This window comes from Sporosarcina aquimarina (assembly GCF_023715615.1).
Lineage (GTDB): Bacteria > Bacillota > Bacilli > Bacillales_A > Planococcaceae > Sporosarcina > Sporosarcina aquimarina_A.
The window spans coordinates 1,282,483-1,303,948 of the sequence record NZ_JAMBOM010000001.1; the positions used below are offsets into that span (position 1 = coordinate 1,282,483).

A 21,466-nucleotide genomic window follows, 5' to 3' on the forward strand; every position below is an offset into this window, starting at 1 on the left:
GATTCCATGAATTACGAACGTATGCTAGACGAATTTTTTGAATTAGTGAAGATTGACTCTGAAACACGACACGAAGAACAGATTGTTGGTGTTCTAAAAGAAAAAATGGAACAAATGGGCTTCGATGTTTTTGAAGATGACTCAAAAGAACGTACAGGCCACGGAGCAGGAAACCTCATCGCAACGATGAAAGGTACTGTACCGGAAGCGGATCCAATTTACTTCACTTGTCATATGGACACAGTTACACCTGGAGTTGGAATTGAACCAGTCTTAAAAGAAGATGGGTATATCTATTCTGCGGGGGATACGATTCTAGGTTCAGACGACAAAGCAGGACTTGCGGCGTTGTTTGAAATGATGCGGACCCTTAAAGAAAGTGGAGAAGCGCACGGGGACTTACAATTCATCATTACTGCTGGGGAAGAAAGCGGTCTAGTGGGAGCTCGAGAAATCGATCGAACTCTCATGCAAGCAAAATATGGCTATGCAGTGGACAGTGATGGAAAAGTTGGAGGAATCGTTACTGCAGCCCCATATAATGCGAAATTGAAGACAGTCATTCATGGTCGTACGGCTCATGCGGGAGTGGAACCAGAAAAAGGTGTTTCTGCGATTACAATTGCTGCAAAATCAGTGGCAGCCATGAAACTTGGAAGAATTGACTCAGAGACAACAGCAAACATTGGAATGTTTTCTGGTGGACAAGCAACAAATATTGTTTGTGATGAAGTCAACATTGTCTCAGAAGCACGTTCCATCAACTATGAAAAGTTACAAGCACAGACTGAGCATATGGTAAAAGCATTCGCCGAAACTGCTGAAAAAATGGGTGGGTCTGCTGAGACAGAAGTTCGGCTAATGTCTCCGGGATTCCATTTTGAAGAGAATGACGAAGTGGTTCAAGTAGCTTCGGAAGCGATCCGTGCAATTGGACGGACACCGGAATTGAAAACGAGTGGTGGAGGTAGTGACGGGAATATCTTCAATGGACATGGCTTCCCAACCGTGACATTGTCTGTAGGCTATGAAGAAATCCATACTAAAAACGAACGGATGCCCGTTGAAGAGCTTAACAAACTAGCAGATTTGCTCCTTGAAATTGTGCGTACCGTGACGAACCGCGGAAAGAAGGTTCAGTAATATGGCTAACACAAAAGCGATTGTCGTTCGGTGTGGCAATGAAGAGTACGCAATTCCAGTCGAGCAAACGGTTTCCATTGAAGAGTTAGAAAAAGTGAACCCCATCCCACATTTACCTGAATACCTATTAGGTTTAATGAAAATTCGCGGGGAGCTCGTTCCAATTTTGGACTTCCAGCAAATTCTCTATGGTAACTCAGCAAAAGATGATCCTAATGCTAAAGTAGTTGTTGTACAAACAGAAGGTGTTTACTTTGGATTACTGGTGTTAGAAGCAAAAGAAATTCTTGATATTTCAGAAGATACATTAACATCAAAAGGGTTAATGGCGTATTCCAAAACGCCTTATTTCTCTTCTGTAGCCAATTTGGAAAATCGAATCATTACGATGATTGATCCGACAATTCTTTCTGACACACTGACAGGAATGGATGACATTACTGACTATGTGGGACAGCAAGTATCAGAGAACGTGTGACTGTTGAAACCGGGTAGTACGCTGCCCGGTTTTTTCTTGAAGCTAGAGAGGTGAGTACATGGATCGCAAAGAACACGTCAACCGTCGAGTCATTCTGCATTTGGATATGAATTGTTTCTTTGCATCTGTTGAACAAGCTCATAATCCAGAATTGAAGGGTCTTGCACTAGCCGTTGCAGGAAACCCTAAGGCACGTCGAGGGATTCTTGTGACGTGCTCATACGAAGCACGCGCATTCGGTGTTTATACGACAATGACTGTCGGAGAAGCAAAAAGAGTGTGCCCTGAGCTTGTACTGGTACCTCCGGACTTTGAAAAGTACAGACAAGCCTCACAGGCGATGTTCGATATATTGAGAACATATACAGAATTAGTGGAACCGGTCTCGATTGATGAAGCATACATCGATATAACTGCGATTGGCGGTCTAGAGGACGCAATGGGAATTGCTAAAGATATGCAAGTACGGATATTACGCGAACTAGATTTACCCTGTTCAATAGGAATTGCACCGAACAAGTTTTTAGCGAAAACTGCTTCTGACATGAAAAAACCGATGGGGATTACGATTTTAAGGAAACGTGAAGTTGAGAAAATCTTATGGCCACTTTCCGTTATTGAGATGCATGGCATCGGTAAAAGCAGTGCGGAAAAGCTAGCCCAAGCGGACATTCATACAATTGGTGATCTTGCAACAGCTGATGAGTTGAAGGTGAAAATGACTCTTGGTAAAAGAGGACTAAACTTGAAGCAACGTGCAAATGGAGTAGATAATCGAATTGTCGATCCAGAAGCTTCAGAAGAACGAAAAAGTGTGGGCAGTTCCACAACACTAGCAATAGATGAAACCGAATTAGACCCATGTCTAGCTGTCTTTCAAAAACTCTCAGAAAAAGTAGCTAGCCGATTGGAAGCTAAACAGTTAGCTGGCACTGTCATCTCTATCCAGATCCGAACGGCGGCTTGGCGAAACCAATCGAGAAGTAAAACTGTTTTGAATCCATTATATCGTCCGCAAGAAATCTATAAAGAAGCCGCACAATTATTTCGACTTCACTGGGATGGAGAACCAATCCGACTACTGGGGATTACGGTATCCAGTGTTGTTCCCTTTGAAGAATTACATGAACAGCTGTCCTTCGATAATTTCGAGCGTCATGATAAAGAAGTGTCCATGCAAAAACTGGTTACACGTATGAATGACCGATTTGGTCCAGGTACAATTCATAAAGGAAAGCAATAGAGAGGAGGAATTTGTTATGGATTTGCAGTTTTTAGGTACCGGGGCAGGAATGCCTTCAAAATTGCGCAATACGACTTCAATTGTTTTGAATTTGTCTTCTGAAGAGCGAGGCTATTGGATGTTTGACTGTGGGGAAGCAACCCAACATCAAATGCTTCACACAACCTTGAAACCGCGAAAAGTTACCAAGATGTTCATCACCCATTTACATGGGGATCATTTATTTGGAATCCCTGGTTTTATCGGCTCTCGCTCGTTTTTAGGCGGAGATAGTCCTCTTGATATCTATGGACCTATAGGGATTGAAGAGTGGATCCATACGACATTACGACTAACAAAAACTCATCTTACATATCCGTTAAGAATTCACGAAATTGAGGAAGGTATTGTATTTGAGGATGATGAATACATCGTAACCACACGCGAGTTGTCCCATGTCATCCCGTGTTTCGGCTACAGGATTGTGCAAAAGCCGTTGCCTGGAAAGTTGCTGATCGACAAGGCGACCGAAGCTGGAGTTCCGAAAGGTCCGCTCCTTCAGCAACTCAAAAATGGAAACGATGTTACATTGGAGGATGGTACGCTTGTCACAAGCGCATCAGTCATCGGTGAGCCGAAACCAGGGTTTGTAGTAACGATTCTAGGGGACACAAGTGTCTGCGAAGCGTCAGTGGAGCTCTCTCGAAATGCCGACTTAGTCGTCCATGAAGCGACGTTTAACGAAGAAACGGGACAACTAGCAAAAGATTTTGGGCATTCCACGATTCAACAAGCAGCAGAAATTGTGAAAACGGCTAGTGCCAAAGCGCTTGTTGCGACTCATATTAGCTCACGCTTTCTCCCAAATGACATTGATGCATTTAAGAAAGAAGGACAAGAAATTTTTTCTAATGTCTTTGTAGCAAGCGACTTTGCTCAGTATTCACTTCACAATGGGGAAGTCATTGAAAGTAATTTTAAAAAATGACTAACCTTTAAAGGGTCCCATCAGTTGAAAATTCCAGCAAGCAAGACAAACACTAAAAACCTCCATTAGTAATAGGATGCTATAGGAGGCGATGAGTATGTATTGGCATCATAAAATAGGGTCTTTAATCAATCAACCTGTTGGAATTTCATTGACGAATGGGCAAGGGACATCAGGAATATTGTGCGGTGTTACTAATGGTCAACTTCATGTAATTGAATACTTATATCAAGCACAATTTGCTTTAAAAAAGTATGATTTCTATATGATACAAGATATAAATGGATTTCCCCCTTGTCAGAATCAAGGTCGACTCTATTAGAAACAGTTAATGAGCAGTGAAAATGATGTTTTAGAGAAAATCCGATGGTGGGAATGAAGTGACATTTGAAAAGACCGCAAATCCGTCTAAGAATGTCCGGTTAGTTAAATGGTTCATAACTTAAAATAACGAGCAAATTATCATCAAATTAGAGCTTTGACTAGCATCGCATTGAGCGGTGCTTTTTCATTTTTTTGAAAGTATTTATGGGTATCTTTGGTATAATAAAATCGAGAGTATTCTGTTAGTTATAAAAACAGAATGAGTAACGATGGAACTTAATGATCTTTACACAATGATGCGGGGGTACTCATGAAAATTCACTACTATTTAGGTTGGTTTAGCAACTTTTTTCCAGAGAATCTGGGCAGAGTGTTACAGGAGGATATAACTGATAGAAAATCGCTTGCTATGATTAGCTCGAATCCATCCTGTTATGAAGATGATGGTGCTACTGAACGTTCGTGGCTCGACGAGGCTGGCATTATGTTTGATGAATATCATTTAATTAATTATTGCGTACAGAAGGAAGAGGCTCAAAAGTTAATTCAAAATGCTTCAGTCATTTTCTTGTTGGGTGGAAATATACTTAAACAAAATGGTTTTTTGAAGGAATATGGATTATCGGATTTGATAAAAAAAGTAGTGCCGTTGTGATGGGAGCAAGCGCGGGTTCGATTAACATGTCCGCTAAATTCTTATGTTCGAAAAACTTTGGAGATAAGGTTGAAGTAAGCTCTGTTTACGATGGAATCGGCCTTGACGATTTTTCCGTCTTATCTCATTTTGATCTGGAAAATAACATCGCGCTGGTTCAACGCGAACTTTCTTCCCTATCGGAGGAAATAAATATTTATGCGTCGAACAAGGATTGCGCTGTGCGAGTAAAGGGAGAGAGGTTGGATGTTTTGGGAGAAGTGTATTTAATTTCCCACTCAAACATCAAGAAATTGGATGAGACACTTTAGTTGTGGTCAATGGCTATGGCTTGATTGAATCAATTTCATTATGTAATGCTTCTATCTTAAATTTAGTGAAGGCGAACTATGCAAAATAGGATGGTTTCTTCATTATCCAGAACGTATAGATGTGCAGAATGGCTAAGTTGCAATAACGCCAAACTGTCTGTGAAGACTGTTGCTTTCCGCTTCAGGAGGTACGCTTTACGCACCAAGCAACGGAGTATATTAATATAAATAGCTTCTTCTTCGAAAGGGCCATTTTGTAGTTTACAAAATGTTGCTTTACTCTCCAGACTGCACGCTTTCCGAGGGGCGTGGCTTGAGCCTCCTCGGTCGCAAGAAGCGCGCCCTGCGGGGTCTCAAGGCGAGTGCAAAGATATGCTTCCAACGCTTTGCTTTTGTTCGCAAAAGCCGTTCTTCGTTACGTCTTTCGCTGATCCCTTCGGAGTCGGCCGTCTTTGTCTCCAAGCAACGGAGAGTAGGGGTTATAAAGGATACATTCAAAAAACGAGCCATTAAAAAAAGTTGTTGAGAGAATAAGAATATGAAATGCACGGGGGGATAAATGATTATTTTCTGGAGGCTAAATGTTATTAGTATGTTATATGCTTTAATGGTTTTCATACCTATGGAGCTTCTCACAAATGGATCCCGCATAACTAGACTAACAGGATGGAATCCTAATGTTACTGCCATAGCTATAGGAAAAAGCACTATTATTTCCGTTATAATTTTCTCTATAATTATTGGGTGCTTGACAAAGCCTTGGATGAATAACCGCAAATCATCTTTTTGGTCTGTTCTTCTTTGTCTGCCCTATTTAGTTCTATTTACTTTTATCTTCGCTTCGTTATTTCCAATTAATAATCCCGCAGATAAAGGTGGTCCTGGCGACGGACTTCTGATTTTAGGACTTTTAATTTTGTATCCTTTATATGTTTTATTGCTTAATGCCTTTAGCACATTTTCGAGTGATGAAAAAGCAGTATAATTCAATGTCAATCATTTGACTGATTCAACACTATTCCAGAATTGGGTGTTTTTGTTGAATTCATAAGTGGGACAAATGGTCCGAATTATGTAATAAAGGAGTTGTTATAATGCTTTTTACTGGAGAAAGAATTCGATTAAGAAAAATGTCCATAGAGGATGCTTCGATTTACCATAAGTGGAGAAATGATATTGAGGTTATGCAGTATACAAGTCCATTTTTAGATGTTTTCACTTATGCCGATACTGAAAGATTCGTCAATAGTGTGATTGATTCTCATAATTCAAAGGGATATGTGATTGAAGAAATTAGTAATAATAAGCCAATCGGGGTTACATCATTAATCAACATTGACTACGTCAATCGGAACTCTGAATGCATTATTGATTTAGGTGATAAGGATTATTGGAGTAAAGGCTTTGGAGGGGAGGCATTTAAGCTACTATTGGAGTTCGCTTTCAAAGAGTTAAATTTGCATAAGGTATATCTGCGTGTGTTTTCTTTTAATGATCGAGCAATAAAATTGTATCAGAAGCTTGGTTTTCTTGAAGAAGGAAAATTGGAAGAACAGCTTTATCGAGATGGAAAGTGGCATGACATCATTTTTATGGGACTTTTAAAAAGAAACTACAAAGAATAAATTCATTACATATTCCTGCAATCGGGCGCAATTCTTGAATAGGGATCTGCATCCCATATTGAAGAATCTGGAAAATTAAAAGAAGCTCTTGGTAAATTGACAATCGGGGATTTTTAACAAATAAGGTCTATACTTCTATTCGGCAATTGATTGTTGATTTTTAAGAATAATCGGCGTTGTAAAGGAGGGAAAGAAATGGGGATTGACATGGTTATTGGCCTAGCTATCGGTTTGTTTTTAATGTGGCTTGGCTATTTTGTCCGAACCAAAAAGGCGTTTGGAATTCTTGCAGGATTCGGGGAAACGTGGCAGCCGGTTCATAAAGAAAGACTAGGGAATCGAATTGGTATTCTTTTAATCATTTTAGGTGCGATCGCTATTTTTACATCTATTTTTATGATTTGGTTTGGGGCGACAGCTGGAAAGATCTCTGGAGTATTAGCGATTATTGACGTAGTTTTGATAATTATCGCAATCGGTTTAGATCAAATCGGTTATTGATGTGAAAGGAGTGTACACGTGCGGAATTGGAGAATCAAATTGGTCTTGCTGCTTACGGTTTTGAATATGATAGGGATCTTGGCTATTATTCCATATCAAATGTCGTTAATGGGCGATCAGCCTCTGCCGGGAAATATACCAATGTCATTAATCGTTATAATCAATTCAACTGTACAGGTATTTTACATGGTTGTATTGATATTGGTGGGTGTCAGGCTTCAAAATCGTACAGGCTTACAAGCGCCCCTGTTAAATGGAATTGTTTACCCTGAGGCACGCGTTCCAATCTCGAAGAAATGGATAGTTCTCAGTATTGTGGGGGCTCTCATCGGAAGTGGTATTGTCATTCTATTGGATGTATTCGTATTTGCTCCTATGATAGGTGAACCGATGAATGAGGTATCCTCGCCAAGTTGGTGGAAAGGTTTGTTGGCTTCGCTATACGGAGGCATTACAGAAGAAATTATGCTGCGATTGTTTGGTATGACATTCATTGTATGGCTAATAGCTTGGATAACAAAAAAGAGAAAGAATGAAATTCCTACTAGTTATTACTACATTGCAATTTTTCTTATAGCCATCGTGTTCGGATTAGGACATTTACCAGCGACCATACAAGTTTTCGGCAATCTATCTACAATTATTGTAATACGGGCACTGGTTTTAAATGGACTTTTAGGCTTGTGGTTCGGCTATTTATATTGGAGGAAGGGCTTTGAGTATGCAATGGTTGCCCATATGTCAGCGGATGTCTTTCTTCACGTTCTCTTTGTTTCTATACTAAATTAAGCAATCGGGCCAAAGAACAGAGGAGGGAATTGTAGTTGGTTTTTTAAAAGGGAGGTGAAATGATGAATTCGTCAAAAAAAGGCTGGACCATAAGCATATTCATATGGATAGTTACAGGAATATTGTTATTACTAATATTGGGCACTGTCTTTTTATTCATGTATCTTAGAGCGTCATTGGTGCCAGATGAACAAGAAATGGAAAAGGCAACTGAACAAGCAGAACAATACCTACAAACAAAATACCCAGAAATGAAATACCAAATTTCACATATCTCTTATAATAGTGAAGAGAAATCCGGAAATTACGATTATGCTGCATCGGTTTTTGATACAGAGACACAAAAATCATTTATGGTTTATGAAAATAGAATTACCGGAAAAATGGAAGATGATAGATCAATTCAGGAAGAAGAAGAATTCCTTAAACAAGTAAAACCAAAAATTGATAGTTATATAAATCAAAAATTCGGTGAAACAAAAGAGATATCTCTTACGGCATCTTATGAGGTAGGAGGTATACCTTCGCTTAATATTGGGCTAAATAACAATAAAGAAGAATTAAGCGAAGAAATGTTTTTATCTTTTATTAATTATCTTCAAAATGAATTGAAAATCGAACATGCATATGTATCGATTAAGTATGACAACGGAAATGAATTATGGGATAAAAGCTATTAAAAACTTAGAAGAGTTGCTTTTTTTGAACAAATAAATTTGATGTTTACTTATTTTCAGCATCCCATCACTTGAGACTTTCATATCCGTACTCTTCCCATCATCATATCTTCTTCAAATTGCTAAAATATGCATTATTTTATTTGGTAATTTGTTTGATGATAGAGATTATGATGAAACAGCTATTTATACATTTGGTGGGATTATCGTATTGTTGCTATCATTTTTGTTTTCACTCATGTGCTATGCAATAATATTATTAGAAAACTTAGAGTTCTTCGAATTAACTCTTGCGGTAATCTTGAGAATTTGATTTTTTTAAATCATTTTCCTCACCTAATTGATTTTAGATTTGTTGATACTAATGTTTTAGATGGTGACTTATCGGTGATTTTGGACCATCCAATAATTCGAAGTGTAGGATTTTCGAATAAGAGACATTACAATATTAAAAATGACAAGATGGATGCTTTTTTGTAGGATAAAAGTGGTGGAGAAGAATATAAAACTGCTATCCAGTATAGAAAACATGAGACTTATAGATATATTTATTAACTCAATTGTTATTGAGCTAACGTGGACTTATCTTATTACTGTGTCATTCAAGAAGAAAACGTAATACAGCAAAAGGGCGTGTTTGCGTAATAAGGACAGTGCATCAAACTGGCCATTATCTTGAATACTAACAAGCGAGAAATAAAATGAGTGCAATTGTTAAATTAGGCGGCAACCTTTCTGCTAACGGTCAGTTTTGTTGAACTAGTTGTAAATTGAACAGTTTACAGTGGGAGCAGTAAGAGCATTTCTTTTTAATGGGAAATGCTTTTTATTTTTGTCGAAATTGACTGGGGATAACAATAATAATAGGCTGTTTTGCAATAACAATTTATTGTTTAACGATAAATCCTATGTTAAAATCATTGTATCATTAAACAATGGGGTGCTTTAAATGAATGTTAAACAGGGTTCTACCATCTTCTTAAAGGTAATTATTTTTCTGGTTGGAATTGCAGAGCTAGCCATGTGTGTATATTTGTTGCCTGAAGCAGCCAGAAGGGATGCGATAGAACGTCCAGGTGATTATTCGCTATATCCACTTTTGGTATGTGCATATGGAATATGTATTACGTTTATTGTAGCGATGTATCAAGTGTTTAAACTTTTAACCTATATCGAAAAGAACAATGCTTTCTCTGAGTTGTCTCTTCAATCTTTGAAGATAATAAGAAAATGCACTTTTTCTGTCATTTTCTTCATTTTGTTAGCAATAGTCTATTTAAGGGGACGTGTTCAATTCACAGGTGATGATGCAGCAGGTCCTATATCTTTAGGTTTAATTTTGATTTTAGCAACAAGCATCGTCCTAGCTTTTGTGAACGTTCTTCAACAGCCAATTAAAAGTTTCTTGAAAAAATTGGAATAAAAATGCGAGGTGTATATTTTGAGAGAAGTCACATCCTTGTTTTTAAGCGAACGGGCGCGATTGTAGGACATCGCTCTATCAGAATCGTACCATTTAATTATGGAGGGTGTATTTAGGGAGGAGGGATATAGTGTCGACTTGCCAGAATTGTAATAATATGTGGAATTGGAAACAGACGATAAGGAAAACAACAACGTTGGACCCTGCAATGACTTGTCCTAACTGCGGAGAAAAGCAATATCAAACACAAAAATCTAAAAAGAGGATTAGTTTTCTAACTGTAATTATTTTATTACCTCTACTGATTCAAACCTTCTCTGATATACCAGTAATTATGTTACTTAGCTTACTTCCTGTTATCGCTGTAATCGTTTTTCTTTTATATCCATTTTTTGTGGAATTGAGTAGTAAGGAGAGGTACATAGGCGAAGAGTGAAATGTTTGTACCAGAATCGGGCGCTATTCTGGCATTGCCTTGATGGACGATCATTAAACTGTATTTCATTGCTGCATCGAGATTTTGTTGAGGTAATATAAAGTGAGGGGGCAAATGCCTCCTCTTTTTGTGGATTAAAATTGAACGATTTCAGGATGAAGATATCATCGTCATTCAAAATATAGATTCACTATGGAATATGAAGGAGTATACGCTACTTTTGTGGTATTAGTGGATCAGGGGGTTAGACGATGAAAAGGTATTCCATTTTCATTTCAATGAAGAACAAAAAAGACGAACAATTTGAATCTGTCGATAACCCATTAGAGATTTAACCAGTAAAGATTAACGGTGCCGAAATGGTAATTACGAAAGAACGATATAGTATCAATCTGTTGCAAGTAAAAAGCATGGATGTAATGGAGATTGGAAAAGGAAAAATTGATGAACTAATATCATAATAAACCAAAAGGCGGCTACTCTTAATTGAGCGGCCACCACTTTTTATGTTGACGGAAAAATTAGTAAATGTTAAAATTATACTGTTATCAGGTTTACCTCTTTTTCATAATAATCTTTAGTCTTCCAGTGGCTAAGGAATAAGTGTGCAAAGCCCTGTCCTTAATCGGATATGGCTTTTTATTTTTTGAGAAAAAATTTGGTAAGGATTTCTTGTAAAAGGCATTAATTGTAGATTTAATAGCGATATATTGGTAGTATTAGAGAGATTCGTCAGAGTCATCTTGTAAATTTCCCCTTTCCTTAAATGGATGGGGCTTTTTTATTTTTACTTTACATAAGAATGTTTGTTCGATATACTGAAATTAAGGAGGGGAACGAACGTGCGTAAGACATTAGAAAGAGCGGTAAGATATGGTGAAACATTAGAGATGATGTATTTTGCTAAAGACAGTAGCGTCACAAAGCGACGAATCAATGTCCTGCAGGTGGGGGATAAATCTTTTCGTGCTTATTGTCATCTGCGAGAATCCAAAAGGACTTTCGTTATCGAAAATGTTTTAGCGCTCGTCCCCGTAATTGAACGTGAAAGGTCAGTGATCTAATATGCTTGCAACAAGATCAATGACTGACGAAGTAATTGAGTAATTTGAAAACATGATCTATCTGCCGATGTTGCTAACCATCCTAGACAGAGATCTAAAACACATCAATGTTATGTCCGTTAAGTTTAAGGGTCCTTACGTATCTGTGGTAAAGAGAGCAACTGACAACATCCACAGTGACCTGAAAGACATACATCAATACTTCAACCGCAATAAAATGAGACTAATTAATGAAGGAAACGACTAGAACTTTGCGACTTATCTTTTTAAAGTCGGAGCTGATCGTTATCAAATGTAGTATATGAATTTTCGATTGTGTAATCGTTCTGAGGACTTGCTGGAGATTTATTTAATGGTTGGGTCAGTGATTAATGGAGATAAAAGCATGTTACAAAGGTGGAGGATGAGTCAAATGGTAGGAATTCCAAAGCCGGCATCGACAAAGAAGACACCAACCAAAAAGGAGACCATCCCATGGGGCGAACAAAAAAACGCAGCAGCGTCTAAGTCCCTGGCGACAGGAGTTGGACATTTCAGATGGGACCTATCTATATCGGCCGATTACCAGCGAAGAGGCATGTCGATCAATTATCGGATATATAAGATGAAATGGGCCAGTTGAAAAAATGAATTGAGAAAAGCACTCCTATCCATCACGGACGGGAGTGCTTTATTGTTTATCACTTTTATGCTTCTTTATCAATTGAATGTAAAATATTTATATTTTCCGGCGTAGATCGGTTGTGGGTAAAAGTGTGAACAGCTACGTAAACACCTTTTGGATAGACTGATGTTATCAAAGTTTTTAGTTGAGAAAATCCCTCGAGCTGAGGTGCAAACAATTCCGAACACAAGCCACGATATTTATAAGGTAACGGCAAATGGAAGCAGTATATGATCAGAGGCCAAAGTAAATTGAAAGGTAAGATACATTCAGGTTTAAGGTCTGGTAAGTTACAGTTACAAGCCAATAACGTTGGGGGATTGGCAAATGACGGTCTAACTCGGGGAGATGATGTTCAAGGTCTGTATGAAGGCTATTTTATTGGTATAATAAAAAACTGGGAGCTCTATGTGAAGGTTATATGATTGTCTTCCGCTTTTTGTTATTAACCAAAAGGGGCTGTTTATGAACAATGATTAGCGCTCATTCTTCATAAAAGATGCCGTTTTGTGAAAAGGCTTCAGAAAGGAGTTATGAATAGAAAAGTTATGATAATGTGAAATTCAGAGTTAATGTAATTACTTTTAACCGAGAGAATTAAATTCAGTTGAAAAATGATGTGGACTTGTGGTGAAACCCTTCAGGTCATGTAAAATTGATGAAACAGTACTGAACAAATATGAGAGAAGTAAAAGAATAGACTCAATTAGATGTACTAATTTAAAACTGTTTGTATATATTCTGACTCTGTTTTACAAGTTTTCATTCTTCAAATAGCGAGGAAGTTCATGTATAATACCTTTTCTACTGTTAGATAATGCTCGTTCAGAAAAAAGAAGCGGCATATATTCGTTGACCAATATACTTGAATCCGACGTACAATTTAAGTACGTGATTTTTATAGAAATGGTTTTACTTTAACCGCTTTTATATTTCATAATAACGGGGTATGTATTTAAAATGATTCAGAAAATACGTGAATATGATAGGGGCAAAACAAACCAATGGCATATATTTTATTAATTGTTGGATTTACATTGTTGATAAAAGGAGCTGGCTATTTTGTTGACGGATCTTCCAATATCGCGAGACTGCTCCAAGTTCCACCTATTTTAATCGGGTTAACAATTGTAGCTTTTGGGACAAGTTCTCCGGAAGCGACAGTCAGTATTATTGCAGCACTGGAAGGGACTGCAGATGTTGCAGTGGGAAACGTAGTTGGCAGCAATATTTTTAACATTACTCTCGTTGTTGGTGTGGCTGCTATTCTATATCCGTTGAAGGTAGAAAGTGAGACGATTAGAAAAGAAATTCCATTTACCTTACTCGCAAGTGTGGCATTATTTATTCTTATGAGTGACATAGTATTGCAGGGTTTCAGCAACAACGTGATTTCACGCGGTGATGGGTTCATCTTTATGCTGTTCCTTTCCATTTTTATGTATTATGTTATTGAGATTGGTCTAAAAAGTCGGAAAAATGCAACGGACGAACCAGTACCTGAGAACATCAGCTGGGGAAAAAATATATTAATTACCATATTAGGTCTGGCTGCAATAATATTTGGAGGGGATTTGGTAGTAGATAATGGTACGAAAATTGCCTACTCTCTGGGTATGAGTGAAACATTGGTGGGACTAACAATTATTGCAATAGGAACATCTCTTCCTGAACTGGTCACATCAATTACAGCTGCATTGAAAAAAGAAAGTGAAATTGCGCTTGGGAATATCGTAGGGAGTAATATTTTTAACATTCTATTTGTACTTGGTGCCTCGTCTATAATTTCACCATTAGCGGTGAACGATAAGGTACTGATTGATGTTGTGTTTATGATTGTACTGACTGTAGTATTATTGATTTTTTCAAGAACCGGTTTCAAAATTGGAAAGCGTGAAGGATTGGTGCTTGTCGCGATCTACATCGTTTATTTAGTCTATATTATATTACGGAATTAAAGAAATCACTTTAACGCTATTTGATTGATTAGGGTATGAAAGGCTATACCGCAAATTTATTAAAGAAATTGCGGTATGACTAAAAGAGATTCCATCATAAATGAAAAAGACGGTTTTTTACGTCTTTTTCATTTATCAAAAATCGAATAATATACTGGAACAATTGACGAATTAATAGATAAAGTCACAAAGAATCAGGAATACTATCCTAAGAGGTGCCACAAATTGAATACTTTCCAGTCTTATTAACACCATTAATTGGTAGGGATTTTCGTCATGTATTCGTTAGCTGCCTTCATTAGTCTGTTTTTCGTAAAATAGGAATAAGAATAAATAATAGTGCAGCACAAGCAATCAAAGGAAGAGAACTCCAAGTCATTATTACATTAATGGTTATGCCAAGACCTAAAAGAGACGAAGTGATTGCATAGGATAAAGGAACAAGTCCTATAGATCCCGTACGTATTAAACTCATAACTCTCCCGACTTTGTTTTCATCCGTATAGGTTTGGACCATGGATACTAGCGGAATGTTAATTGCGGGGGTAAGTATCCCAATCATAATAATTACTATAACCGCAATGCTGACCGTTTGAATTTGACTGAATATAAGCATGCCTAACCCCTGAAGAGCAATTAAATACAAAGTATATGCCCCTCTTTTTCTTTTCATATTAACTATGCCAATGATTACTGATCCAGCAATCATTCCAAAAGTGAATCCCCCTTGTACTAAACTGAAAGCCAGTGAATCCCCATCCAGTACCCCTCTAACAAAGATGGGCAAACCCATCATTAATGGACCAGATATAAATAAATTGGAAACAACCGAAATAATAAAAATTCCTCTCATTAGAGGTTCTTGCCATGTATACACGAAACCTTCTTTCAAATTATTAATGAAAGTAGTCTCAGGTTGCTCATTTATCTTTTCTTGCGTGTTAGGCGTACTGATAAAAAGTACGCCAATTCCTGACAAGCATAATAACAGACTAATAATGAGTAATAACAAATGGTAACTAATAACACTAACGAGCAGCCCAGCCAAGAGAGGTCCAGAAAAAAGAGCAATTTGAATTGCTCCTTGAGTCATTGAGTTTGCTCGTGTTAATTGTTCGGTTTTAACTATCTTAGGTAAAATGGAATCTCTTGCTGGTTCAAATATTCCTCCAAAGATTCCAACAAAAGCAGCATTTATGGCTAAAATCCAAATAGGAACTTCATTGAAATACATAAAAAGTAAAGCTAATCCTAAGAGTAGCACTGCAGTAGAAGAATCCGAAAAGAACATAATTCTATTTTGTCTATTGCGATCTGCAAGTACTCCACCAATAATCATGGAAAACATCCTTGGTATTGTTAAGCAAATCATAATAATTCCCAGACTTGCTTCCCTATTAAGTTCAGCAACAACATACCATGATTGAATGAACATAAACATAGAAAGACTTAAGCTAGATACAACGGTGGCAATCAATAACACGACAAACGATCTTGACCTCAATAGATTAACTTTTTCCTCTTTATCGATCACTTTAGCATCGCTCACTATATCACCTCTGTTTTTTATTTTTACACGGTAAAATTAATTTAACATATAGATCTGAAAAAAGAGCCCAAAACCGGAGCTTAGGACTCTTCTTCTATTCTTTCAAAAAAACCTTCTTCTATTTCTAAACCAAGCATATGGAAATAATATAATTTAGCATCTGGGGAAGGGCTAGGTCGTTGAATCACCGCAAGCTCTTCCATTAATGCAGAGAATTTCTTTTGCCAAGCCATGAAATCTTGCTCAGTGGCATGGATTTCATAGGCACTGGAGCGGTATTTCCATTCTGAAGGATCCTTTGAACCTGAATCTTCTTGCAGAGAATCTTCCGGAGCAGCAAGAATTCTTCTTCTCGACTGATCCAGCATACTTATCATCATTTGTCTGACAGTTTCAGTCATGGTAGAGTATGGTAGAAGCGACCTATCAGGTACAAAACCACCTGCAGTGGCCTGATAAAACTTTTGTACAATTCCATTTTTCTCCTCAGTTCGCACAATAGATATTAAATCATTTTTCTCTAATTCTTTTAAATGATAATGAATTCTAGCACGGGACAATTCAAATACCTCCGATAGCTGTTGTCCAGTCTGCGCTCGTTCCATTAAACGTAATAGCAATTCACATTTGAAGGGATCACTAAGTGCCTTGAGTTGTTCATGAGTTGTTAATAGCTTTATATCTTTCATATGTTCACTCCATTTACTCGGTAAAATTAATTTAACAATAGGTTAGCAAAAATATATTGACTTGTCAAATTACTTTTGAAATCAGTTACTATGAGTATTTGTTATTCAATAATATAGAACAGATTCTACAATTGGATAGGATTGCTACTATATCGCAATTTATCATTCAAGAATGAAACCATTTTGTTTATGTACTTTTCAAAACGGTTTCTTTTTATTTGGTTTGAAATAGATTCCTGACGCATTAGTGCTTAGACTTAGGTGGTTATTACATTTATCCTTACTACAATTATTTGATTGTCGGCTTTCACTACTAATTGCATTGTTAAGAAAAAAATTTGAATTTTATCGAGAAATTTAAATGATTTTTGCAACTACTTTGTTAATCTATATTGAAGAGTATTTTAAACAAGAATAGGTGAGGCTGATCGAAGACTATATCTTAATTCGAAAAATAAAATCAGGTGATACAGAGGCTTGGGAAAGACTGGTTAATAAGTATTACACTCAAATATTCTCATTCTGTGTACGAAGGTGTTTGGGTGATAGGGGGGTGGCTGCTGATTTAACACAAGATATCTTTTTGAAAATCATAGAAAACATTGAGAACTACAAGTTTAGTGGGAAATTTTTCAATTACTTATTTACGATTACAGTCAATGTTTGTAATAACTACCATAGTAAAAAGAAACTTATCCAGTATGAGTTTGATGAGGAATTTATAAATGTGGGTACTGATACTCTTTTTAAAACTATCATTGCTTGTGACAATTCAAATCAAGTGCAACTCGCACTCAATACTCTTCCTGATATTCAAAGGGAAGCCTTGATCTTGAAATATTATCATGATTTAAAAGTGAAAAATATTGCTAAAATCACCGGGACGAGTGTATCTACTTCCCAATCTAGGATTAATCAGGGTCTAAAAAAATTGAAGGGATTATTAGACAGGGAGGAGTTAATGAATGACTAATAAAACCATAAAAAAAATGAAAACCTACGAAGTAAATATCGATGAGATTCATAAACAAAAGATAATTAAATTGGGAAAACAAGAATTAATCCAAACCCAACTTTGTAGGCATTCTTTACTTGATTTAATTCGTTCATCTATACAATTTACGAGACTACATACTTGGTTCATTCAATTTGCTCTTCTCATCTTGACAACTTTTTTAATTACTAATGTTATTAACAATGAATCATTCCTATTTGTCATTCAAAGTTTAACAGTGATTGTTATCTTCTCTGTTATTTTCTTGATAGATGAATTACTTCGAAGTTTTACATCTGGCATGTGGGAATTAGAACAAACACTAAAATACGATTTACGCCAGCATACAATTATAAAGCTATTTATTTTCGGAATGGTCGATTTTCTACTGATTTCTTGCTTGGCTTTTATCAGTCAGGGTGTATTAGAAATTTCTTTTTGGAAAATAATTTTGTATTTGCTAGTCCCATTTAATATTATTTGTATCGTTCTGTTTTCTCTTTTCACAATTTGGAGAAATACTTTTTCTTCTGCAGTTCTTTGGATTAGTTCAGGAATCGTTATTGTGAGTGTCCTGTTCATATCCAACTTTTTTAATATTTATGAATTAGAAATGAAGTTTTGGGGAGCGGGATACATTTTATCGCTACTATTTTTAATGATTGTCGTAAAGGATCAACTTAAAGTTAAGAAATGGGAGGCGCTTTTCTAATGCTGTTAGAGGTAAATAATATTACAAAAAAATATGACGATATAGATGTTCTTCATGATGTTTCATTTACATTAAAACCAGGTGTATATGGACTTTTAGGTTCAAATGGATCAGGTAAAACAACGTTGTTTAGAATTATTTGCGGTCTGATTAAACAAAATACCGGTACAGTTGTTTACAATCATGATGATGTACAAACCAATCCAGATGCTTTTCGCTCGGTTTTGGGATTTTTACCACAAGATTTTAGTTACTATCCTGATTTTACAGGGATGAAATTCATGTTGTATATCGCAGCTCTTAAAGGCATCAATAAAAGCTTCGCAAGGAAAAGGTGTCTGGTACTTTTAAAGCTTGTCGGATTAGAAGACGTATGCAATAAAAAAATAAAAAAGTATTCAGGTGGGATGAAACAACGATTAGGAATTGCACAAGCGATGATTAATGATCCAGAAGTATTGATTTTAGATGAACCAACAGTTGGCTTAGACCCAAAGGAGCGTGTCCGTTTTAGAAACTTAATCAGCTCTTTTTCTGAAAATAAAATTGTTATTCTATCAACTCATATCGTTTCAGACATTGAGTATATTGCAGATGAAATAATTGTTTTAAATAAAGGGAAACTTGAAGACAGAGGCGTGCCTTCTGAATTGGTTAATACTATAAATGGTAGTGTTTGGGAGGTTTTGGTTGAAGCAAATAAGCTAGATCATATGCTTGCTGAACATGTTATAAGCAATCAAAAACACAGTGTCAATGGAACGGTGTTAAGAATTATTTCAAAGACAAAACCAACCCATAATGCCCATCCAGTTCAACCAACATTGGAAGATTTGTATCTTTACTATTTTAGGGAGGACGCTGTAAAATGAGGACTATTATAAAATGCGAACTTGATAAAATCATACAAAATAAATCTTTTGTTGGCGGCCTGATTGTATCATTTGTTGTTTTAGCGGGGATATTATTCATCGGTTTTTATTATTCTCAAATCAACATTAGTGGTGAGAAAATTGGCGATGGAAGAAAACTTTATCAAGAAGTTGTAAAAGTAAGTACTGGTGATTTCACAGATCAAAAAGTAAAGGATATTCTTTCAAATTACATAGATAGATTCCAAAGCACTGATGTAGATAATAAAGCCGCTGATTTGTTTTCTTGGCAAATTGGAGATACCTTTTTCCCACAAGATGAAGATATCTATTCGAAAATGAATGAAGCGGTAGCACAGAATGAAAAAGTGACGATAGACCAATTAAAACTTAAAACTCTGAAAGAAGTTGGTTTTACCCAATTTGAAACGCCATTGAAAATCGGTAGCCATGTGACGTGGTATGACCTTTATAAAGTCACAAATCAGTTATTTATTCTTACAAGCATGATTACAATACTAATATGCTCGCTTGTTTTCTCTGGAGATACTGCAAGAAATATGAATCAATTATTATTGTCTACAAAGTTCGGTAGAAACAAGTTAACTCTTTCCAAAATTATTTCACCAACTTTAATCTCCGTTTTCGTGTTTCTCTTAATTCAAGTAATATCCTTTGTCTCCTTCTATATCTACAATAGTGGTTTTAATGGCTGGGACACTAGTATTCAAACAAATTTTTCATTAAAATTATTCAGTTTTCCGGTTGAAATAAATCATTTACAAGTTTACTTATTATTGGTGGCCTTCCATTTTATTAGTATGCTTTCCATTGTAGGGGGAACTTTATATGTTTCATCCATCACACGTTCACCGTTCAGTTCCTTAATCATTGCATTGAGCCTATTCTTTTTACCTAAGGCGTTAACAGAATTCTTTAAACGAGGAATTGTCTATCAAGTATTAAACTTGTTTCCGATAAATAACTATAGTATTGAAAATTTCTTGTCTTTATTAAGTTCAAAGCAGGATTTCCTCCTAAATTCTTTTGTGCAAAATATAGTGCTTGCTATGGTTGTTCTATTGGTTACTAAAATGATACTAGATGTTATCGTGTATAAGCGAATGAAGAAATATCAGAACACATAGTCTTTTACGGGTTAAGGAGTAGTCACTGCTAGAAAAAGGGAAATTGAACTGAATCGATATGCTCGATTTGTGTTCAAACCTTGATAAATTGAAATTTAAAAGACCACTAATTCATATGAGAATTAGCGGTCTTTTTTATAGTTATCTCTGACGTTCTGAAGAGATTGGCCCTATTTTTCAGTTTGCGTATTATATTCCGATCAAAATCTCCAGGCTCTATTATATTGCGTAGGAGCCTCAATTTCTGTATGAAGTTCACGGGCAGCTTGATACGGCCAATACGCGTCTCGTAACAGTTCTCTACCAATCAAAATGAGATCTGCACGATTATTTCTCAAAATTTCTTCAGCTTGCAATCCCGAGGTGATCAGACCTACAGCACCAGTTGCGATTTCGGCACCTGTTCGGATTGTTTCTGAATAAGGCACTTGGTAGCCAGGGAACGGATCAATTTTTGCCGGTACGACAGCTCCAGAACTCACGTCAATCAAGTCCACGCCTTGGCTCTTCATCCACTTCGCCATCTCAATGTACTGGTCAGAAGTCATACCGCCTTCTGTATACTCTTCAGCAGATAACCGAACAAATAATGGACCTTCCCACGTCTTCCTGACGGCATCGATGATCTCGCTGAGGAAACGATATCGATTTTCTGCGCTTCCGCCATACTCATCAGTTCGATGATTGGTAAGGGGAGATAGGAATTCGTTAATAAGATAGCCATGTGCCCCATGAAGCTCTAGTAGATCGAATCCTGCATTAGCAGCTCGTTTTGCAGCTAGCGCAAATGCGTTAACAGTTTCTGCAATAGCTTCCTTGCTCATTGCGACAGGTGTTTTGTATTCATCACTAAACGCAATGGCACTCGGTGCTTGGATATCACCATCTACCGTCGCTTTCCTGCCGGCATGCGCAAGCTGGATTCCTGCCGCAGCACCGTGTTGTTTAATGAGGCGTGTCAGTTCAGTCAAGCCTTCAATATGGGTGTCATCCCAGATTCCGAGGTCTTGTGGGCTGATTCGTCCTTGAGGCTGAACAGCTGTCGCTTCCAAGATAATCAGACCTGATTGACCGACAGCTCTTGAGCCATAATGGACACGATGCCAATCTTCGACTTTACCATCTTCATTTTGAGAAGAATACATGCACATCGGAGACATCGCAATTCTATTTTTTAATGTAAGATTTCGAATCGTGTACGGTTCAAATAATTTAGCCATTTCCGAGTCACTCCTTTTTATGAA

At 36.9% G+C, this 21,466-nt stretch carries 23 protein-coding genes and 1 pseudogene; 21 read left to right on the forward strand and 3 right to left on the reverse strand.

Annotation, left to right across the window (positions count from 1 at the left end; all coding sequences use genetic code 11):
* The first annotated feature begins 6 nt into the window (after window positions 1-6).
* The 17 genes and pseudogenes from M3197_RS06115 (at window position 7) to M3197_RS06190 (ending at window position 14,258) form a co-directional block, all read left to right on the forward strand.
* On the forward strand, window positions 7-1,143 hold the full coding sequence (locus M3197_RS06115; RefSeq protein WP_251659625.1) for a M20/M25/M40 family metallo-hydrolase: 1,137 nt from the start codon (window positions 7-9) through the stop codon (window positions 1,141-1,143).
* Window position 1,144: 1 nt separating this feature from the next.
* Window positions 1,145-1,621 carry a chemotaxis protein CheW gene (locus M3197_RS06120; RefSeq protein WP_251659634.1) on the forward strand — a complete coding sequence of 159 codons (477 nt, stop codon included), beginning with the start codon at window positions 1,145-1,147 and terminating at the stop codon, window positions 1,619-1,621.
* 58 nt (window positions 1,622-1,679) lie between these two features.
* On the forward strand, window positions 1,680-2,864 hold the full coding sequence (locus M3197_RS06125) for a DNA polymerase IV (protein WP_251659636.1): 1,185 nt from the start codon (window positions 1,680-1,682) through the stop codon (window positions 2,862-2,864).
* A 16-nt stretch (window positions 2,865-2,880) separates the two neighbouring features.
* Window positions 2,881-3,831: a ribonuclease Z gene (gene rnz, locus M3197_RS06130; protein ID WP_251659639.1), complete on the forward strand. Its 951-nt coding sequence runs from the start codon at window positions 2,881-2,883 to the stop codon at window positions 3,829-3,831.
* 97 nt (window positions 3,832-3,928) lie between these two features.
* On the forward strand, window positions 3,929-4,153 hold the full coding sequence (locus M3197_RS06135) for a hypothetical protein (RefSeq protein WP_125103342.1): 225 nt from the start codon (window positions 3,929-3,931) through the stop codon (window positions 4,151-4,153).
* Between the two features lie 312 nt (window positions 4,154-4,465).
* Window positions 4,466-5,121, forward strand: a pseudogene (locus M3197_RS06140) (Type 1 glutamine amidotransferase-like domain-containing protein).
* A gap of 559 nt (window positions 5,122-5,680) precedes the next feature.
* Window positions 5,681-6,106: a hypothetical protein gene (locus M3197_RS06145; RefSeq protein WP_251659640.1), complete on the forward strand. Its 426-nt coding sequence runs from the start codon at window positions 5,681-5,683 to the stop codon at window positions 6,104-6,106.
* 109 nt (window positions 6,107-6,215) lie between these two features.
* Complete coding sequence (locus tag M3197_RS06150; RefSeq protein ID WP_251659642.1) at window positions 6,216-6,746, forward strand: GNAT family N-acetyltransferase; 531 nt, start codon at window positions 6,216-6,218, stop codon at window positions 6,744-6,746.
* A gap of 195 nt (window positions 6,747-6,941) precedes the next feature.
* Window positions 6,942-7,247 carry a hypothetical protein gene (locus M3197_RS06155; RefSeq protein ID WP_251659643.1) on the forward strand — a complete coding sequence of 102 codons (306 nt, stop codon included), beginning with the start codon at window positions 6,942-6,944 and terminating at the stop codon, window positions 7,245-7,247.
* An 18-nt stretch (window positions 7,248-7,265) separates the two neighbouring features.
* Window positions 7,266-8,036: a CPBP family intramembrane glutamic endopeptidase gene (locus M3197_RS17405; RefSeq protein WP_251659645.1), complete on the forward strand. Its 771-nt coding sequence runs from the start codon at window positions 7,266-7,268 to the stop codon at window positions 8,034-8,036.
* Between the two features lie 62 nt (window positions 8,037-8,098).
* Window positions 8,099-8,716: a YfjL-like protein gene (locus tag M3197_RS06165; protein WP_490723205.1), complete on the forward strand. Its 618-nt coding sequence runs from the start codon at window positions 8,099-8,101 to the stop codon at window positions 8,714-8,716.
* A gap of 946 nt (window positions 8,717-9,662) precedes the next feature.
* Window positions 9,663-10,136 (forward strand): DUF2975 domain-containing protein, encoded by a 474-nt coding sequence (locus tag M3197_RS06170; protein ID WP_251659649.1) that lies wholly within the window; start codon window positions 9,663-9,665, stop codon window positions 10,134-10,136.
* A 130-nt stretch (window positions 10,137-10,266) separates the two neighbouring features.
* The gene (locus tag M3197_RS06175) at window positions 10,267-10,572 is read left to right on the forward strand and encodes a TIGR04104 family putative zinc finger protein (RefSeq protein ID WP_349774097.1); all 306 of its coding nucleotides are present in this window, start codon (window positions 10,267-10,269) and stop codon (window positions 10,570-10,572) included.
* Window positions 10,573-11,414: 842 nt separating this feature from the next.
* Window positions 11,415-11,636, forward strand: a complete 222-nt coding sequence (locus tag M3197_RS06180; protein WP_251659653.1) for a transcriptional regulator — start codon at window positions 11,415-11,417, stop codon at window positions 11,634-11,636.
* 52 nt (window positions 11,637-11,688) lie between these two features.
* The gene (locus M3197_RS17520; RefSeq protein ID WP_490723206.1) at window positions 11,689-11,883 is read left to right on the forward strand and encodes a YhjD family protein; all 195 of its coding nucleotides are present in this window, start codon (window positions 11,689-11,691) and stop codon (window positions 11,881-11,883) included.
* Window positions 11,884-12,021: 138 nt separating this feature from the next.
* Window positions 12,022-12,258: a hypothetical protein gene (locus M3197_RS06185; protein WP_251659656.1), complete on the forward strand. Its 237-nt coding sequence runs from the start codon at window positions 12,022-12,024 to the stop codon at window positions 12,256-12,258.
* A gap of 1,046 nt (window positions 12,259-13,304) precedes the next feature.
* Window positions 13,305-14,258 carry a calcium/sodium antiporter gene (locus M3197_RS06190; RefSeq protein WP_251659658.1) on the forward strand — a complete coding sequence of 318 codons (954 nt, stop codon included), beginning with the start codon at window positions 13,305-13,307 and terminating at the stop codon, window positions 14,256-14,258.
* Between the two features lie 298 nt (window positions 14,259-14,556).
* Here M3197_RS06190 and M3197_RS06195 read toward each other — a convergent pair whose 3' ends face one another.
* Together M3197_RS06195 and M3197_RS06200 are read right to left on the reverse strand one after the other, a co-directional pair.
* The gene (locus M3197_RS06195; RefSeq protein WP_251659660.1) at window positions 14,557-15,807 is read right to left on the reverse strand and encodes an MFS transporter; all 1,251 of its coding nucleotides are present in this window, start codon (window positions 15,805-15,807) and stop codon (window positions 14,557-14,559) included.
* A gap of 80 nt (window positions 15,808-15,887) precedes the next feature.
* Entirely contained in the window at window positions 15,888-16,496 is a 609-nt protein-coding gene (locus tag M3197_RS06200; RefSeq protein ID WP_251659662.1) for a winged helix-turn-helix domain-containing protein, read from the reverse strand.
* Window positions 16,497-16,914: 418 nt separating this feature from the next.
* Between M3197_RS06200 and M3197_RS06205 the strand changes: the two genes are divergently transcribed.
* From M3197_RS06205 to M3197_RS06220, 4 genes are read left to right on the forward strand one after another with little or no spacing between them, the layout of a single operon-like run.
* Entirely contained in the window at window positions 16,915-17,469 is a 555-nt protein-coding gene (locus M3197_RS06205) for an RNA polymerase sigma factor (protein WP_251659664.1), read from the forward strand.
* Window positions 17,462-18,202 carry a hypothetical protein gene (locus M3197_RS06210; protein WP_251659666.1) on the forward strand — a complete coding sequence of 247 codons (741 nt, stop codon included), beginning with the start codon at window positions 17,462-17,464 and terminating at the stop codon, window positions 18,200-18,202. Before M3197_RS06205 ends, M3197_RS06210 begins: the two co-directional genes overlap by 8 nt.
* The gene (locus tag M3197_RS06215) at window positions 18,202-19,074 is read left to right on the forward strand and encodes an ABC transporter ATP-binding protein (protein ID WP_251659668.1); all 873 of its coding nucleotides are present in this window, start codon (window positions 18,202-18,204) and stop codon (window positions 19,072-19,074) included. The genes M3197_RS06210 and M3197_RS06215 overlap by 1 nt, the downstream gene beginning before the upstream one ends.
* On the forward strand, window positions 19,071-20,222 hold the full coding sequence (locus tag M3197_RS06220; RefSeq protein ID WP_251659670.1) for an ABC transporter permease subunit: 1,152 nt from the start codon (window positions 19,071-19,073) through the stop codon (window positions 20,220-20,222). Before M3197_RS06215 ends, M3197_RS06220 begins: the two co-directional genes overlap by 4 nt.
* A 200-nt stretch (window positions 20,223-20,422) precedes the next feature.
* On the opposite strand, the gene namA is transcribed toward M3197_RS06220, so the two are convergent.
* Window positions 20,423-21,442 carry an NADPH dehydrogenase NamA gene (gene namA, locus M3197_RS06225; RefSeq protein ID WP_251659672.1) on the reverse strand — a complete coding sequence of 340 codons (1,020 nt, stop codon included), beginning with the start codon at window positions 21,440-21,442 and terminating at the stop codon, window positions 20,423-20,425.
* Between the last annotated feature and the right edge of the window lie 24 nt (window positions 21,443-21,466).

Bases quoted from the DNA above. Each gene is read 5' to 3' on its own strand.
- M3197_RS06115 (WP_251659625.1), top strand. From the start codon at position 7: ATGAATTACGAACGTATGCTAGACGAATTTTTTGAATTAGTGAAGATT.
- M3197_RS06120 (WP_251659634.1), top strand. From the start codon at position 1,145: ATGGCTAACACAAAAGCGATTGTCGTTCGGTGTGGCAATGAAGAGTAC.
- M3197_RS06125 (WP_251659636.1), top strand. From the start codon at position 1,680: ATGGATCGCAAAGAACACGTCAACCGTCGAGTCATTCTGCATTTGGAT.
- rnz (WP_251659639.1), top strand. From the start codon at position 2,881: ATGGATTTGCAGTTTTTAGGTACCGGGGCAGGAATGCCTTCAAAATTG.
- M3197_RS06135 (WP_125103342.1), top strand. From the start codon at position 3,929: ATGTATTGGCATCATAAAATAGGGTCTTTAATCAATCAACCTGTTGGA.
- M3197_RS06145 (WP_251659640.1), top strand. From the start codon at position 5,681: ATGATTATTTTCTGGAGGCTAAATGTTATTAGTATGTTATATGCTTTA.
- M3197_RS06150 (WP_251659642.1), top strand. From the start codon at position 6,216: ATGCTTTTTACTGGAGAAAGAATTCGATTAAGAAAAATGTCCATAGAG.
- M3197_RS06155 (WP_251659643.1), top strand. From the start codon at position 6,942: ATGGGGATTGACATGGTTATTGGCCTAGCTATCGGTTTGTTTTTAATG.
- M3197_RS06165 (WP_490723205.1), top strand. From the start codon at position 8,099: ATGAATTCGTCAAAAAAAGGCTGGACCATAAGCATATTCATATGGATA.
- M3197_RS06170 (WP_251659649.1), top strand. From the start codon at position 9,663: ATGAATGTTAAACAGGGTTCTACCATCTTCTTAAAGGTAATTATTTTT.
- M3197_RS17520 (WP_490723206.1), top strand. From the start codon at position 11,689: ATGATCTATCTGCCGATGTTGCTAACCATCCTAGACAGAGATCTAAAA.
- M3197_RS06185 (WP_251659656.1), top strand. From the start codon at position 12,022: ATGTTACAAAGGTGGAGGATGAGTCAAATGGTAGGAATTCCAAAGCCG.
- M3197_RS06190 (WP_251659658.1), top strand. From the start codon at position 13,305: ATGGCATATATTTTATTAATTGTTGGATTTACATTGTTGATAAAAGGA.
- M3197_RS06200 (WP_251659662.1), bottom strand. From the start codon at position 16,496: ATGAAAGATATAAAGCTATTAACAACTCATGAACAACTCAAGGCACTT.
- M3197_RS06210 (WP_251659666.1), top strand. From the start codon at position 17,462: ATGACTAATAAAACCATAAAAAAAATGAAAACCTACGAAGTAAATATC.
- M3197_RS06215 (WP_251659668.1), top strand. From the start codon at position 18,202: ATGCTGTTAGAGGTAAATAATATTACAAAAAAATATGACGATATAGAT.
- M3197_RS06220 (WP_251659670.1), top strand. From the start codon at position 19,071: ATGAGGACTATTATAAAATGCGAACTTGATAAAATCATACAAAATAAA.
- namA (WP_251659672.1), bottom strand. From the start codon at position 21,442: ATGGCTAAATTATTTGAACCGTACACGATTCGAAATCTTACATTAAAA.